General features: G+C 34.7%; 14 protein-coding genes. 8 read left to right on the top strand and 6 right to left on the bottom strand.

Annotation, left to right across the window (positions count from 1 at the left end; translation table 11 throughout):
* Nucleotides 1–82: 82 nt before the first annotated feature.
* Complete coding sequence (locus ACN5L8_RS05340; protein ID WP_419172512.1) at nt 83–859, top strand: ZIP family metal transporter; 777 nt, start codon at nt 83–85, stop codon at nt 857–859.
* Here the strand turns inward: ACN5L8_RS05340 and hemN are convergent.
* Complete coding sequence (gene hemN / locus ACN5L8_RS05335; protein ID WP_419172511.1) at nt 854–2188, bottom strand: oxygen-independent coproporphyrinogen III oxidase; 1335 nt, start codon at nt 2186–2188, stop codon at nt 854–856. The two genes, ACN5L8_RS05340 and hemN, sit on opposite strands and share 6 nt — an antisense overlap.
* 234 nt (nt 2189–2422) lie before the next feature.
* On the opposite strand from hemN, the gene ACN5L8_RS05330 reads away from it, so the two are divergent.
* Nucleotides 2423–2866: an OsmC family protein gene (locus ACN5L8_RS05330; protein ID WP_115361036.1), complete on the top strand. Its 444-nt coding sequence runs from the start codon at nt 2423–2425 to the stop codon at nt 2864–2866.
* A 106-nt stretch (nt 2867–2972) separates the two neighbouring features.
* Nucleotides 2973–4013, top strand: coding sequence for a hypothetical protein (locus ACN5L8_RS05325; RefSeq protein WP_162929545.1), 1041 nt, complete (start codon nt 2973–2975; stop codon nt 4011–4013).
* Between the two features lies 1 nt (nt 4014).
* Here the strand turns inward: ACN5L8_RS05325 and ACN5L8_RS05320 are convergent, their stop codons facing one another.
* The 3 genes from ACN5L8_RS05320 to ACN5L8_RS05310 all read right to left on the bottom strand — a co-directional run bounded on the left by ACN5L8_RS05320 (nt 4015) and on the right by ACN5L8_RS05310 (nt 6920).
* Complete coding sequence (locus ACN5L8_RS05320; protein WP_419172510.1) at nt 4015–4773, bottom strand: hypothetical protein; 759 nt, start codon at nt 4771–4773, stop codon at nt 4015–4017.
* A gap of 120 nt (nt 4774–4893) precedes the next feature.
* Nucleotides 4894–5544: a sensor histidine kinase gene (locus ACN5L8_RS05315; RefSeq protein ID WP_419172509.1), complete on the bottom strand. Its 651-nt coding sequence runs from the start codon at nt 5542–5544 to the stop codon at nt 4894–4896.
* A gap of 344 nt (nt 5545–5888) precedes the next feature.
* Nucleotides 5889–6920 (bottom strand): hypothetical protein, encoded by a 1032-nt coding sequence (locus tag ACN5L8_RS05310; protein ID WP_133296912.1) that lies wholly within the window; start codon nt 6918–6920, stop codon nt 5889–5891.
* A 362-nt stretch (nt 6921–7282) separates the two neighbouring features.
* Between ACN5L8_RS05310 and ACN5L8_RS05305 the strand changes: the two genes are divergently transcribed.
* A complete protein-coding gene (locus tag ACN5L8_RS05305; RefSeq protein WP_419172508.1) occupies nt 7283–8581 on the top strand; it encodes a sensor histidine kinase in 1299 nt (432 codons plus the stop codon).
* On the opposite strand, the gene ACN5L8_RS05300 is transcribed toward ACN5L8_RS05305, so the two are convergent.
* Complete coding sequence (locus tag ACN5L8_RS05300) at nt 8578–9456, bottom strand: LysR family transcriptional regulator (RefSeq protein ID WP_419172507.1); 879 nt, start codon at nt 9454–9456, stop codon at nt 8578–8580. The genes ACN5L8_RS05305 and ACN5L8_RS05300 overlap by 4 nt on opposite strands.
* A gap of 121 nt (nt 9457–9577) precedes the next feature.
* On the opposite strand from ACN5L8_RS05300, the gene ACN5L8_RS05295 reads away from it, so the two are divergent.
* From ACN5L8_RS05295 to ACN5L8_RS05285, 3 genes are all read left to right on the top strand, one after another.
* Nucleotides 9578–10183: a 50S ribosomal protein L25 gene (locus tag ACN5L8_RS05295; RefSeq protein WP_419172506.1), complete on the top strand. Its 606-nt coding sequence runs from the start codon at nt 9578–9580 to the stop codon at nt 10181–10183.
* A gap of 79 nt (nt 10184–10262) precedes the next feature.
* Nucleotides 10263–11627, top strand: a complete 1365-nt coding sequence (locus tag ACN5L8_RS05290; protein WP_419172505.1) for an NAD-dependent epimerase/dehydratase family protein — start codon at nt 10263–10265, stop codon at nt 11625–11627.
* Nucleotides 11628–11694: 67 nt separating this feature from the next.
* Nucleotides 11695–12192, top strand: a complete 498-nt coding sequence (locus ACN5L8_RS05285; RefSeq protein WP_115361015.1) for an Hsp20/alpha crystallin family protein — start codon at nt 11695–11697, stop codon at nt 12190–12192.
* Here the strand turns inward: ACN5L8_RS05285 and ACN5L8_RS05280 are convergent.
* Nucleotides 12189–12803, bottom strand: a complete 615-nt coding sequence (locus ACN5L8_RS05280; protein ID WP_419172504.1) for a hypothetical protein — start codon at nt 12801–12803, stop codon at nt 12189–12191. The genes ACN5L8_RS05285 and ACN5L8_RS05280 overlap by 4 nt on opposite strands.
* A 298-nt stretch (nt 12804–13101) precedes the next feature.
* Here ACN5L8_RS05280 and ACN5L8_RS05275 point away from each other — a divergent pair, with 298 nt between their 5' ends.
* A complete protein-coding gene (locus ACN5L8_RS05275) occupies nt 13102–14796 on the top strand; it encodes a sensor histidine kinase (protein WP_419172503.1) in 1695 nt (564 codons plus the stop codon).
* Nucleotides 14797–14808 lie beyond the last annotated feature (12 nt).

Genomic DNA, 14808 nt, shown 5'->3' with positions numbered 1-14808 from the left:
GATTTAACTAATTGAATTCTATCTTTTTCGAAAATTGATAAAATTATTCTATCACCATCTTTATAAGGGGAAAGGAAATAGCATGACAGCAAATATGATGGCCATTTCAGGAGTATTAATCGCAGGCTTTGCTACAGGAATTGGAGCAATTCCTATCTTTTTTAAGAAGAATTACTCAAAAGAGGCGCTAGATATTGCGATGGGCTTTAGCGCAGGGATCATGTTAGTTGCTTCATTTATTTCACTCATCATGCCTGGAATTGAAGAAGCGGGGAAATTATACTCTGCCACTATGGCCATGCCTATATTTCTTCTTAGTTTATTTCTAGGTTATATCTTTATTATCTTTGTTCATGATTTTATCCCTCATAAGCATATAAATAAGAATAACGATATGGAGCTAGGTCAGAGCAAGAAAAAACTTAGTCGGGTTACGTTAATTACTCTGGCCATTGCTCTCCATAACCTTCCTGAGGGCCTTGCTGTTGGAGTTGGTTTCGGAGGAGGAAATCACGCTGGTGGGATGGTCCTGGCTTTAGCAATAGCACTTCAAAATATTCCGGAAGGTCTTGTTGTCGCATTTGGTATTTTAAATGAAGGAGCAAGTCGTAATCGTGCTTTTATGATGGCATTACTTTCTGGCCTTGTTGAACCTATTGCAGCTGGAGTGGGTTATTTAACCACAAGTATCTCGGCGCAAACCCTTCCTGCGGCACTAGGTTTTGCTGCTGGGACAATGTTATTTGTTATTTGCCAAGAAATGCTCCCTGAGCTTTTCAGACAGGGACATGAGCGTAACGCAACTCTTGGTGTGATCATTGGTGTTATAACGATGCTTGCCCTTGATTTCTATCTATAAAGATTTAGAGCCGCTCCTTTCCTTTGATCTCATTAAATGATGATCGAAGATGCTGGCAATATTTCTCATAAAAGGTCTCCCTTTTTCTGTTACGAGAAAACGATCACCTTCTTCGATAAGGCCATCTTCTTGCAGCTCATCTAGTTTTTGTTTAATGATGCTTGCATGATTAAGTTTTTTCCATGATTTCTTATCAATGCTATTAGTTGCAAAGAAGTCTTGCATGATTTCTTCTACTTCAAGATCTTGGGATGATTGTATATGACCAGATCTAATGGCAAGAAGGCCACTATCAATCTTATTATAATATTCTTTAACTTCCTTCTCATTTTGAGCAAAACTTTTAATTGATGAAGAGATTGATGAGCAACCGAGACCTATGATCATGGACGATGTCTTATGTGTATGTCCCATAAAATTACGTCTTAAACGACCTTCTTTTTTGGCCTTGGCCAAGCTGCTATCATCTTTTGCAAAATGATCTAGTCCAATTTCTTCGTAATGATTAATGGCAAGAAGCTCTTTTCCTTTTTCATAAAGTGCTCTCTTTTCCATACCGTGTAGTAGGCCCTCTTCTGGAATGAGTCTTTGATTCTTAATTCTTGATGGAAGGTGAGCATAACTATAAAAAGCGATTTGTAATGGGTTCAGAGTTAATACTTTTTCTATCGTTTTTGTGATTGTATTTGTTGATTGAAAAGGAAGACCGTAGATTAAATCAAAATTTATATCAGCAATTCCAATTTCTCTAGCATAATCAACAAGTTCTTTTACTTTCTCATAAGGCTGAACTCTTCCTATTGCTAGTTGCACCTTTTCATCAAAGTCTTGGATTCCCATTGAGAGTCGTTCAATTCCAAAGCTCTTATACATATCGAGTTGTTCTTTAGTGCATGTACGTGGGTCAATTTCTATTGATCCTTTAAATTCTTCCTCTTTGAAGCTTGGAGATAACTCATTAAATAAATTTGTAAAGGCCTCTACTGTTAAGAAGTTTGGAGTTCCTCCTCCTAGATGAATCGAGGCGATTTTGATATCTCCTAGCTTCTTCTTATATAGCTTCCATTCCTTTATTAGGTAGTTCACATATTCAAGGCCACGATCTTTATTCTTTGATATAACTCTGTGACAGCCACAGTAGTAACAAAGCTTCTCACAGAAAGGAACATGTATGTATAATTCCACTCCCTGAGCTGGATCATATTGATCCTTAAGGTGTCCCAGCCAAATACCTTCACATGGGGCCCCATTCCAATGGGGGACGGCAGGATAGCTTGTATAGCGAGGAACTGGGATGTTGTACTTTCTTTCAAGATCATGAGATTTCATATCTTTCTCCTAATTGAGATTAATCATAGAAGAAATTCCTTAGAAAAAAGATGACCTAGATTAGGAAAATTCAATTTAATTTAAGTCATCTAATTTGAACATGATTATAAAGAATTAAAACACTTGAAGATCAGTGACATGTTTACTTTTTAAATAAAAATGAGGTTTTATTTAAAACATTTGAGTTCGTTTTTCATTTAATATCCAATTATTAACTAAACATTGGAGACAAATATGAGTGTTTACACAACGAGTTCACATGGTGAAAGTAAAAATGACAACATGGAAATTTCAGCTTCTGGAATTGAAGGTAAAATTCGTTCAACAGCTCCACGAGAGTTTCAAGGTCCTGACTTTCAAGGAGATCAAAATCAGTGGTCACCTGAGGACCTATTCTCAGCAAGTATTTCGAGTTGTTATCTATTAAGCTTTAAAGAATTGGCAAAGGCCCGAAAATTAGACTGGGATAAAATTGACGTTAAAGCGGATGCAACTTTAGATCGTAAAGACGGACGTATGGCCTTTACTTCGGTAGAGATTAAGCCTGAGTTAGTAGTCAAAAATAAAAAGGATGTCGATAAGTATATGAAGTTACTAGAAGAAACTAAGGATAAGTGTTTAGTAACAAATACTGTTAATTGCTCTTTAAAATTAAATCCAAAAATAAAGGTAGCATAATAATATTGGGGGCTTAGGCCCCTTTTTTATTGTATATTTTTTATTCACTCCATGTAATTCTTCTGGAGTTAATGTTTTCACTTCTTATATATGGTTTAACGTTAACATGAAGAATTTACCCCGTTTAATTGTCCCTATCTTATTAATGTTAACTCATGGCCTTGGTTTTGCTTTTGATCTCAGTAGTGAAGTTGAAAAGTTGAATGAGGAATATCGTAATACTTATGAGTATCCTATTATCATTTTCGATAAGAATGAAATAGCGCCAAAACTTGTTGGTCTAGAAGAGACTGATCAAATTGAAATTGTTAAAAATTATACTCTAGATGTTCATGACATCGAACTTTCACATAATGAGGCCGTTAATCTCGTTCCGTACTTTACGTCATTAAATGGTGCCGCTTCAGCGATACCTTTTTTTGAAAGAGGATGGGGGAAAGAATTAAAATTCTGCGCCGTTTTACCAAATGGAATTATGAATGATCTATCAGCAGAAGTCAGAAGAGTTTTAGGTGACTCAAAAGAAGTTGATGTTTATGAGAACTTTGATTTTTCAAGATTTGAAAATCTCTTTACGCTTGAAGAGTTATATCTTTATTCACTTTATCATGAATTATCACACTGTCTTGATCAAAACTTCATGCTTAAGAATTACTCTTCTTCACCATCTGCACATGGAGTACATGAAGCAGAGTCATTTGCTGAAGTAAATGCTCTTTTCCTACTGGCCCAAAAGAAGGGGATGAGAAATCTTGGTGCAAAGAGAAGCTTACTTCGAAAGACATATAGTCAGTATATGGGACCTTACCTTGCAAGTGATAAAGTCAGTACATTTGCTGGACCGATTGTTAAAAAAGGAGGAAGTGTTTATTTTTTAACTCCTGCTATCATTGCCGCTCAAAGAGAGTTGGAAAACTATAAAAAAGGTGTCATGGACTTCAATTTAGAGCAAACCTTGGCATTATCGAAAGAAGTTGTTGAGCATCATGCAATTAATAGTCGCAGTTTCCAGGCGCTTAATAAGTCATTTAAAGACGGAAGTGAGGAAGCAAAGAGGTATTATCGAGACCTTTCTCAAAGGGATCCAGACCTCTTTTTGGCAACTTATTATGATCTCTTATACTTGTCAGTTCTGCTTGATCGCTAAGTTAAGATAGAATATCTTTTTTTGAACGACCTTTATTTCTGACAGAGTTATAAAGGTCATACATTTTTCCTTCACCATATTCCACTTCTTTTAGCTCGTTAATATCCTCGATTAGATGAGTGACTTTTGTGATTCGATTTAGACTCTCTTCAATTCGATCCACTGATTCATCATCACATTCTCTTCTAAGCTTATTAACAGTAAGCTTTGCAACTGTAAGAGGTGAGTTAATTTCTCGAGATAGGGTAATAATCATTTTAGATATAACGTCTTTCTTTTGGAACAGTTCAACTTCTTTTTCCTTTAATCTTTCTATTAATTTCTTATAAAGCAAAAAGATAACGATAAGAAGTGTTGGATATATCTGGTTGACGATTATCTGATATTTCAGCGCGAGGAAACCTTCGAAGACAGTCCCATAGAAGTAGCCATAACTCATTACAAGGAGATTACTCACAAGTATGAGAAATGAAGACTTATAATCTACTGTCTGAACACTAATAACAAAGAAAGCAATAAACCATGGAAGTAATGCACTTGAATGTGATTGTAGTTCATAGGCTCTGTAGTTTAAAAGGACAAAAGTAATAAAGAATATATATAAGCGAAATAAAAAGGTACTATCATATTTCTTGTAGAAATAGAGAGTGCATATCCCGGCCGGGATAACGAGTGATGAGCCTAGAATGAAGAATGAATTCGTTTCAATTTGAAAGAAGAAAATTAAGAGAATTAATGCAAAGTTAATTACTAAGGTCATAACCGTAAAAGAAATTAACCTCGCTTGGTATCTCTTTTCAATTGCAGCAAGTTCATTTTCACGATCAAATGCAGACTTTGGATAAAAGTAATTTAACAGGTCCTTTTTTATAAAATTCTCCTAAGTCTTTGCCGACTTATCTTTTGTACTGATAGTACTATAGAGATCGAAGATTCTTCTGTCACCATGCTCCACTTCTTTCAAGTCGCTTATGTCTTTTATAAGATGTGTGATTTTAGAAATCTGATCTAGGTTTTCATCCATCTTATTCATAATTTCATTTTCACTTTTTCTTTTAAGTTTATTTACAGTGAGTTTTGCGATTGCCAATGGATTATTAATTTCATGAGATAAAGTGATTATCATTTTTGATATCACGTCTCTTTTATTAAAACGCTCTAGTTCGTTTGTCTTGGCAACTTCTGACAATTTTTTATAGAGAAGGATAAAGGCAATAATTAGGGTGGGGTAGATCTTATGAATTATTAATTGATATTTTAGTGGTAGTAGCCACACATAGGCTTCACCATATTGTGTATTATAAACTATTAGCGATAAATTACTTATCAATATAGTAATGGCAACTTTTAAGCTTGTCGTGTAAACCATGACGATGAAGAAAGCGAGAGTCCATGTCAGTAATTCTGTCGAGTGGGACTGCATGACATAGATACGATAATTTAAGAGTACAAATGTTGTAATGTATAAAAGAACTCGATATGTGAGAAGATTGTCGTATTTCTTATATGTGTATAAGGAGAATAGACACAATGGAATCACTAATGCTTCAGTGTATATAAAATTCGTCGTAAATTGAATTTGAGAGAAAATAATTAAAATTATTGTTATAAAGTGTATTAGAAGTGTGATTGTTGAAAAAGTGATAAGGCGCGCCTGATATCTCTTTTGGATAGCCGCTAACTCATCTTCTTGGTCATATGCAGAAGCTGGATAAAAGTATTTAAATAAGTCGATGCTAATGAAATGCTCCTAAACGATTCCTGTGGAAAATAATAAATGTTAGGGGCATAGAGCGTCAATTTAATCTTGTAAAGATTTTAAGTTAAACCTCTTATTAGGGTGTGCGTTAATGGGCGAGAGCTTTGCTTAGCTTATTATACTTCTAGCTTTAGAACTTCTTTTAGCTCTTTAATTAACTTTTCATTGTTTTTCTTTGGTGAAATTCCAAAGTCATTAAGCTCAATTCTCTTCGTCATTTGGTTATCAATTGCCTTAAGAACATTATCAAGAAGTGCTTTCTTTCTCTGATTCGCTAACTTTTCATCTCTAATTGAAAAAATCTCATTTAGTACTGTTTTACCAATAAATTGTCTTGCTAGGGCCAGTTCCCCATGGATCTCATTTAGTAGTCGATTATCGTAGTTTGTTGACTGATCTTCAAAAGACCTAAGCTTAATCATTTGATAGCTCTGATCACTCATCTCATCATAGTAGAGAGCATTGAATATACTATTAGCGTTATTTGTTACTAAGACCGCAACAAGGTCAGCAAAGAATTCATTATACGATGATGATAAATGATAATACTCAATTTCATGATGAGTTTTCATTTTCTCTTGTAGTCTCTTTATCTGGTTTTCGTAGTACTTAACAGCGTTGCCATAGTTTCCTGTGGCATAGGCGTTTTGAAGAGCTATTTTGTATCGTGATAAGGTTTCTGCCATGGCCTTAAACTGTGGATAAAACTTCTTTCCAATGACCTCGCCAAAAATTGCATGTGAATACTCATGGTAGAGGATGGCATCCGTTCCTAGGCTAAGAGAGTCATATACTTGTCCCCATCGATTTGAAAAGGTAAGTCTTAAGGGAAGGCGAATAGTGCTTCCTATATCAAATGAGGCACCACTGTCTCTTGCAAGTAATTCAAGATTAACCTTAGGTGATATATTTGAAATTTGTTTAACTTTACTCATGGCCCTATCGGCCCAAAAGGCATCTTCGCAATCCACAAAATCCTTAGAACGAACTTTAAAGGCTTTGTTAATAATTTGAAACTCTCTTTCACATTGCAGTTCTTGTTGAACCTCCATTGAGATTTTTAAAAAGCTTTGATGATCTTCTTTGGCAAAAGAGTTTAGGTTCAATAGAGCTGTGGACAATAGTAGAGTTGCTAGAAAATTATTCATAAGGAAAACTAACATTTTACTTATTTGATTAGGGGATTTTGAAACAATTTTCTAGGCCGTCTAAATTTAAAACGGAAAAATTGTCCCCTTCTCTAATCTTGTAAATAAAGAGTATTGTCTTTAGATATTTAGGCTGTCTTGGGAATGGTTTTGTAACTACTTATAATCTTGATAATGAACGTGTACATGTATGTGAGTTTTACAAAATAATTCATATCCTAAACTATTCTAAGTATCTAATATTAAAGAACTTTGAGACCTCTAGGCCTGACTGTATAATATTCTTAGATATGATTTTTTCTGTCGCCATTAATTAAAATTTATTGTAACTAAGTTTAAATATTTTTCAGTGGGACTTAATTTTGGATCAATTTATAAATGTCTTTGGAGAGTTTAATAACTCTGAAGAAGAGAGAGAGTATTTAGAAAATGCATGGAATAAGGACTCTTTCTATACTCGTTACTCTTATCTCACTTGTTGTATTTTGATGCTTTTTGCTGGCCTTTTCGCTGATTACCAAAGGACATTCTTTTATGGTTCTCCCAACATACTTACAGCTCTAAGAGTGGGGCTTGTAGCATATGGACTCTACTTTGTTTATTCGTGGAGAAATAAGGGATATAGTGAAAAAGTTGAGGTCCATCTTTTTTATATTAAACTTCTATCAGTCATTATCGTTGCTGCTCTAACATTTATGGTTCAAGGAAGAAGTTCAACACTTCTTGCTGGTGTTATGATTATGACGACTTCATTCTATGTCATGCTTCCTGGGCGACTAAAATGCATCATTTGGAATTGTGTTCTCTTATTTTTAGTATTTTTAACAGTTCCTCTTTTACATCCTGAAGCAGACTTAGCAAATCATGGCTATCGCGTCTTTATTCTCGTTTCTTTAAATATTGTTCTCTTTGCTTTTCGTTCCATGTTTAATCGCGCTTGGCGACTTTTTCATATTTCAAATAGACGACTTGCTGAAATGAATAAGACTAAAGATGATGTCATCTCAACAATTGCACATGATCTAAAGAGTCCTCTTCAAGTCATTATGTCTTCAGCTCAAGCTGTAACACGCTCAAATCGAGAACTAAGTACGGAAAGAATTCAAAGCTATCAAAATAGAATTTTAAAAGCAGCTCGTAAAACCGATAATCTCTTAAGAGACCTCTTGTCTTGGGCCATAACAAGTAATGAAAGTTTAGGCTATGATCCAAAAGATACAAATATAAAGCCAACAATTGAGAAGGCCATTGAATTTGCAACTGAATTGGCCCAGACAAAAGAACTTGATATTGATGTCGACCTTGAAGATTATGTTCTAAATCACGATAGCGTTATGATTGAGACTTGTATTAGAAATATTATTTCCAACGCAATCAAATTCACTCCTGAAGGTGGAAAGATCAATGTCAAAGGTCAACATGATGAAAATGGATATCAGATTGAAGTTGTTGATCAAGGAGAAGGCGTTCCTGATGTTGTCATCAATGGACTTGCAAGTGGTAACACATTCCATGTTAAGCAAGGAACGAAAGGTGAGAAGGGAACTGGTATTGGCTTAAAATTAGTTCATTCATTCTTGGAAAAACATAACGCAAAATTATTAATTGAAAACTTACCAGATTGTGGGTCTCGAGTAACTCTAAACCTACCTCTTGCTTAACTGCCTCTATATTTTACAATTCTTTGAGCAAGAGCATTTTCTTTTGAAATATCTCCACTTGTGATGGCCCATAAGTTAAAGACTAGATTCTTATCTTGTCCAAGCTTTATCAACCTCTTCTCTTTCAAGCTTTGCTTTACAACACTTCTAGGTAGAAATGCGGCAACTCCACCGTGCTCCACAGCAGACTTTATTAAAGATGAGTCTGTAAATTCACTAACAATCTTTACCGAAAGATTATTAATTTCAAAATAGTCTTCAATATTGCGTCCAAGTACACAGATCTCTGGATAATTGATTACTTTCTTATTACTTAAGCAATTTGGAAATTTTCCCTTAAAGCTATTTTTAGAAGCTGCAACACAAACTAATGGTTCTGCCTTTAATTTGTGAGCAATGAGCTTCTTTGAACGGCCTGTATACTCTGTGTCCGAGAGAATTAAGTCTAGTTTGTTATTTGCTATATCTTTATAAAGGGAGTCGAGGTCTTTTTGATAGATTTGTATTTTTAAATGTGGATTGATGATAAGTGGTTTTAGAAAGTCATAGATAACATCATTAGGTACCCATGGCACTGTTCCAACTTTTATGATTGTTATAAAATCATCATTATTAGACTTGAGATATTGAATCATTTCCTCTGAGTGTCGAAAGATTTTTCTCGCATATTCCATAACGACAATTCCATTGTCGTTTAAAACTAGCTTCTTGCCCAAGCGGTCAAATAATTTCTTTTCAAGATCTTCTTCTAGTAAACGCAATTGATGACTCAGTGCTGGTTGAGTAATATTAAGCTTCTTAGAAGCTTTAACAATTGAGCCTTCTTCTGCAATTGTCAGGAAGTACTTGAGATGATTGAAATTGATCTTATACATGAAGCACCTATATAGATTTAACATTATATATCCATAATCTTATATGCATTTAATTTATAAGTCTAATTGCGTTAGGTTATTACTAACAAATAGAAATCGTTCAACAAAAAAAAGGATGGTTATGAGCAAAATGACTAATAAATTAACTCAACTAAAAATAGAAGATCGTGATCTACATACAAAGACTCACGAATTACGTGATATGGGATTAATCCCAGGGACAATGTATGGACCGAATGTTGAGAATACTCCTGTTAGAGCATCTGAATTAGACCTTAAAAAGGCCATCAGTAAAACAGGTGAGGTCTATGAAGTTAAGTCAAAGAAACGTACTATCTTTGTTAAGTTTGAAGAAATACAAAGAGACCCTGTTTCAAAGGAACTTGTTCACTTCTCTCTTGTTGAATTACCTAAAGGTGAAACAAATGAGGTTGAAGTACCTATTATTGCAATGGGGGAACCAGCTGGACGCAAGAAAGGTGGTGTGCTTGTTTTAATGCACGATAATATCACTCTTAGCGGTACTCCAAAGGATATGCCTGCAAAAGTTGAAATTGATGTTTCAGGACTTGATATTGCGGAGAATCTAACTGTCGCTGATATGAAGTTACCTAAAAAAGTTGAGGCAATGATGGACATGGAAGAAGTTATTGCTATATGTCGTCCACCTGCTAAAGAAGAAGCGACAGAAGAAGAGAGCACTGATGAGATGATGCTAGAGTCGTAATTTCTTAAAATCTATTCATTCGACATAAATTAACTAAGCCTAGGTATTGCCTAGGCTTTTTTTATGATATCTTTTAATAATGAAAATTACTATCGCTGGTGCTTCTGGCTTTATAGGTCATCATCTTATTCAAAAACTTAATGGGATTCATGATGTTAGAGGCCTTGGCCGCTCACGTAGTTCCTCTAATCGTTTGAATGAGGCGAGTTTTGAGTGGAGGTCATGTGATCTTTTCTCTTACCAGAGTATTAAAGACTCTCTAGAAGATACTGATGTCGCAGTATATCTTGTCCATTCAATGCTGCCATCATCAAAATTATTTCAAGGAAGTTTTCAAGATACAGATTTAGTATTAGCAGATAACTTTGCTAAGGCCTGTGTAAAAAATAATGTAAAGCAGATCGTTTATCTTGGTGGACTAGTTCCGGATGGAGAAACAAGTACCCACTTAAAAAGTCGTTTAGAAGTTGAAGAAGTTTTCCAGACTTGTAAAATCCCTACGACAATTTTAAGAGCGGGAATGATTGTTGGAAATGGTGGATCTTCTTTTGAAATTTTAAAAAATCTTGTTCTAAACCTTCCTGCAATGATTCTGCCATCTTGGACGAAGAGTCGTACTCAGCTTGTTTATATAGATGACTTAACAGATATTTTCAAAAAAGTAGTAGGCAACCCAAAGTTCTATAATAAGTGCCTTAATATTGTTAATGGCGAAAAGGTCACTTATGAACAATTAATAAGAGAGACGGCCACTCATATTGGAAAGAAGTGTCTAATGATACCTGTTCCAATTAATTATTTAAGCCTTTCAAAATGGTGGGTAAGTACTTTTGGTGAGGCCCCTTTTGAATTAGTTGCTCCTCTTGTGGATAGCCTTAAATGTCATTTACCAGTAGTTGAGGTGAATGAGGATATTAAGGACTGTATAAATTATCCAACATATAAGTCTATGCTAGAGAAGATCTCAACTAATAAGTTTGAAAAATCAAAACGTTATAAAAAGCGTCGATTTGAACATAAGAATGTCCGATCAATTCAGCGCTTAGACAATCCGTCTCATTTAGATATGCAAAGAGTGGCCCAAGAGTATATGGATTGGCTCCCACGCTATATTCACTCGATTGTTTATGTGGAGCAAGATGATGAGATTGTTAAATTCAAATTGATAGGGTTAAAAAAGTCTCTACTTGCTCTTAAGAAAATCTCAAATACCTCAAACCTTAATCGAGTTAAATTTCATATTGTAGGAGGTCTATTGTCTGGCTCAAAGAATACTGGCTGGCTCGAGTTTCGCGCTGTTGCCCAAGGACGCTACACAATAGTATCGGTTAATGAATTTAGGCCATATTTACCTTGGTATCTTTATCGCTATACACAAGCTGTTGTTCATTTATGGGTCATGAGGTCATTTAATAATTATTTGAATCATTTAAAAATCTCTTAAGTTTAGCTCCTTTTTTCACAGTGCTAAAATCTCAATCGTCTTATTAATTTAAAACTAGGAGGCGAATATGATGAGACGTTCAATTATTCCACGTAGAAATTCCAATCTCGCATCGAGCTTTTTTTCTGGAGATTCAATTGATAGCGACTTCAGAGAGATGATCAATGGTTTAGAGGATATTTGGCAGGGACGTGGTCTTTCAAGTGAAAGTGCAGGCTTTGGTGAAATGAAAGAAACGGATAATGCTTATTTACTAAGTGTTGATATGCCTGGAGTAAAAAAGGAAGACTTGAATATTCAGGTTGATAATGGACTCGTTACAATTGAAGCAACTCGTAAAACATTATTTGAAAATGGTGGGGGAGAAACAAGAAGAATCTCTCGAAGCATCACTGTTCCTCAGACAATAAATCGTGATGAGGTTCAAGCTCAAATGCAAGATGGAATCTTGTATTTAGCTTTACCAAAAAGCGCTGAGAATAAGTCGAAGCGAATAAATGTATCGGATGCTAATGAAAGCTTCGTGAAGTTATTTGCCGATAGCAGTGATAAGTCTTCACACTAATCAAGGTAGATGAAAAGGGGAAGTTCACTTTCTAAGTGGACTTCTCCATTTCCAATATTTGAAAGAGTAAGGCTACTTAGCGCTTCAACACTGGTCCAATCTTGTAATTTATATTTACACTCACCATAGATTTTAATTTTTTGCTTTTCTAGGCTAATGATTGAAAAGGGACCATTATGTTTTATAATCTGATGTCCAGCTGATATAACTTGAATGTTCCTATCAATATAACAAATACGTCGATTTTTACTATCTTTTAAAAAATGATGAATAGAGCCTAAATTAAAGAGTTGGTGATCTGCTCTTCCGCCGCTAAAGCCAAAGAAGTACAAATTTGTAATATTATTGGGGATAAGTTCTAGGGCGGCATCTAAGTCAGATAAGTCTTTTTCAGGATTAAGTCTTATATCAATATTAAAATCACTTATATTTGAATCATTATCACCAATAGAAAGAGAGGCTAATTTAGATGGCCGGTAGTGGTTTAGGCCACCATCAACATAAATAGAAGCTAGCTCACTATTTAAAATTGAAGTATCGCTCAGCATAGGGCCAATTATTTGCAGTGTGTCGCACTCTTTAATCTTTAATAAGAATTCATCATAAGTCATAGGTCCATTATGTGACGTCCAGTTTAACTTGTATTGACGCCATGCGGATGGCGATTTATGGGTACAAAAGTTGTTTAAAATGATAAAAGTAAGAGTGGTTAATTTAAAAGTAACTTTATATTCAATATTTTTGTTCTTTGCTTTCTCTAGTCAGGTGTTTTCCAAGGCGGCCGACTCCTTTCATATTTTAATACTTCATTCGTATTCTCCTGATAGTTCTTGGACTTCACAATTAGATCACTCCATTCGTAAGAATATAGATAGTGAAAACTATAGAATAATTACTTACTCCGAGTATATGGATACAAAAAGGCGCTCTTCACAGGACTACCTAAAAAGCTTGGAAGATTTTTATAAACAAAAATATCAAAAGACTAAGATTAATTTAATTATTACTACTGATGATAATGCATTTCATTTTGCAATGAAGAATCGAAGCTCAATATTTAGAAATGCACCTGTCGTATTTACCGGCCTAAATGGAATTAATGATAAGAGATTTGATGAATATGAGAAAGTAGGTGGCTACACTGGTCTTGTCGAATCATTTGAGATTATAAAGATGGTAAAAACAGGCTTAAGGATTCATCCTAAAGCTAAAAAGATCTATATTTTAAACTCAATACATGAAAATTCAGGTCTCTATTTAAAACAAGAATTTAAAAAAGCTTTTGAAGAGTTTAAGCCTTCACAGGAAATCGTTTATCTTGAAGATTATGCAATACAAGACTTATATAAGAAGCTTGGTGAACTAGATGAAAATTCTTTTATTTTGTTTGGAGCATTCTCACGAGATAAGAATGGTACTTTTCTAAACTTTGAAAAAAGCTTAGAAAGGATGAGTGGTTATGCTGGGATTCCAATTTATGGTTTTTTGAAATACTATTTACCTCATGGATTAACTGGAGGCTACTTTGTAAGTAGCGAGGTTTATGGAGAGCAGGCTGCCATTTTGGCCAATCATATTATAGGGGGACGCAATGTCGATGAATTACCAGTCGTTTTAAAGGCACCAGCACCAATCCTCTTTGATTATCAAAAGATTGTTAAATACAATATTGATATTTCTAAGCTTCCTGAGAATGCACAAATTATTAACCAGAAGAATAAACTTCAAAACTTTTACCAAGAATATACTATTGAATTTTGGATTATTCTCTTTTCATTTGTAAGTTTAATCTCAAGTGTTTTTATCCTTTCATATTATTTTAATCAGCAAAAAAATCATAAGAAAGCAGTTCTGCGTATTAATGAAGAATTAGAAAAAAGAGTTGAGGATAGAACAAAGCAGCTTATTGAACAACAGTCCAAACTTATTAACTCTGCAAAACTAGCTTCTATTGGTGAAATGGCAAGTGGAATAGCTCATGAGATCAATAACCCTCTTACTATTATTGATCTATCGGCCCACCGTTTGAAACAGAATGCGGATAACGAATTAGTTGAAAAGTCGGCCCAGAAAATTAAAGATACAGTTCAGAGAATTACAAAGATAATTCAAGGACTAAAGCAATTAGCAAAAGAAGATGATTCGCTTTCTCCTGAGCTCGTAAATATACGTGAGGCCATTGATGATGTTATCTCAATCTGTCAGGCAAGGTTTAAAGAGAATGAAATTGATTTCAAGGTAAATATCGCAAATGATCTTAAGGTTACTGGCGGTGCTGTTCAGATATCTCAAGTAATTCTAAACCTTTTAAATAATGCCTTTGATGAATTAGTAGAAAGTGAAGGAAAGCGTTGGATTAAATTAGAAGGGAAAAGAGATAATGACATGGTGGAAATCTCTGTCACTGACTCCGGTGATGGAATTCCTCAAGAGATACGTGAGCGTATAATGGAGCCGTTTTTTACAACGAAAGTTGATAAGAAGGGGACTGGCCTAGGCTTAAGTATTTGTAAAAATATTATCGAGCATCACCGTGGGCGTCTATTTGTTGATACATCATCCTCTAATACGAGATTTGTGATTCAAATACCTTCTATCTCCTAGATTGACACTAGA

The sequence above is a fragment of the Halobacteriovorax sp. genome (assembly GCF_048381875.1).
Lineage (GTDB): Bacteria > Bdellovibrionota > Bacteriovoracia > Bacteriovoracales > Bacteriovoracaceae > Halobacteriovorax_A > Halobacteriovorax_A vibrionivorans.
The sequence above is the reverse complement of the archived record's forward strand: the minus strand, read 5'-3'. Positions and strand labels throughout refer to the sequence as shown.

Bases quoted from the DNA above. Each gene is read 5' to 3' on its own strand.
- ACN5L8_RS05340 (WP_419172512.1), top strand. From the start codon at position 83: ATGACAGCAAATATGATGGCCATTTCAGGAGTATTAATCGCAGGCTTT.
- hemN (WP_419172511.1), bottom strand. From the start codon at position 2,188: ATGAAATCTCATGATCTTGAAAGAAAGTACAACATCCCAGTTCCTCGC.
- ACN5L8_RS05330 (WP_115361036.1), top strand. From the start codon at position 2,423: ATGAGTGTTTACACAACGAGTTCACATGGTGAAAGTAAAAATGACAAC.
- ACN5L8_RS05325 (WP_162929545.1), top strand. From the start codon at position 2,973: ATGAAGAATTTACCCCGTTTAATTGTCCCTATCTTATTAATGTTAACT.
- ACN5L8_RS05320 (WP_419172510.1), bottom strand. From the start codon at position 4,773: ATGACCTTAGTAATTAACTTTGCATTAATTCTCTTAATTTTCTTCTTT.
- ACN5L8_RS05310 (WP_133296912.1), bottom strand. From the start codon at position 6,920: ATGAATAATTTTCTAGCAACTCTACTATTGTCCACAGCTCTATTGAAC.
- ACN5L8_RS05300 (WP_419172507.1), bottom strand. From the start codon at position 9,456: ATGTATAAGATCAATTTCAATCATCTCAAGTACTTCCTGACAATTGCA.
- ACN5L8_RS05295 (WP_419172506.1), top strand. From the start codon at position 9,578: ATGAGCAAAATGACTAATAAATTAACTCAACTAAAAATAGAAGATCGT.
- ACN5L8_RS05290 (WP_419172505.1), top strand. From the start codon at position 10,263: ATGAAAATTACTATCGCTGGTGCTTCTGGCTTTATAGGTCATCATCTT.
- ACN5L8_RS05285 (WP_115361015.1), top strand. From the start codon at position 11,695: ATGATGAGACGTTCAATTATTCCACGTAGAAATTCCAATCTCGCATCG.
- ACN5L8_RS05280 (WP_419172504.1), bottom strand. From the start codon at position 12,803: ATGACTTATGATGAATTCTTATTAAAGATTAAAGAGTGCGACACACTG.
- ACN5L8_RS05275 (WP_419172503.1), top strand. From the start codon at position 13,102: ATGGATACAAAAAGGCGCTCTTCACAGGACTACCTAAAAAGCTTGGAA.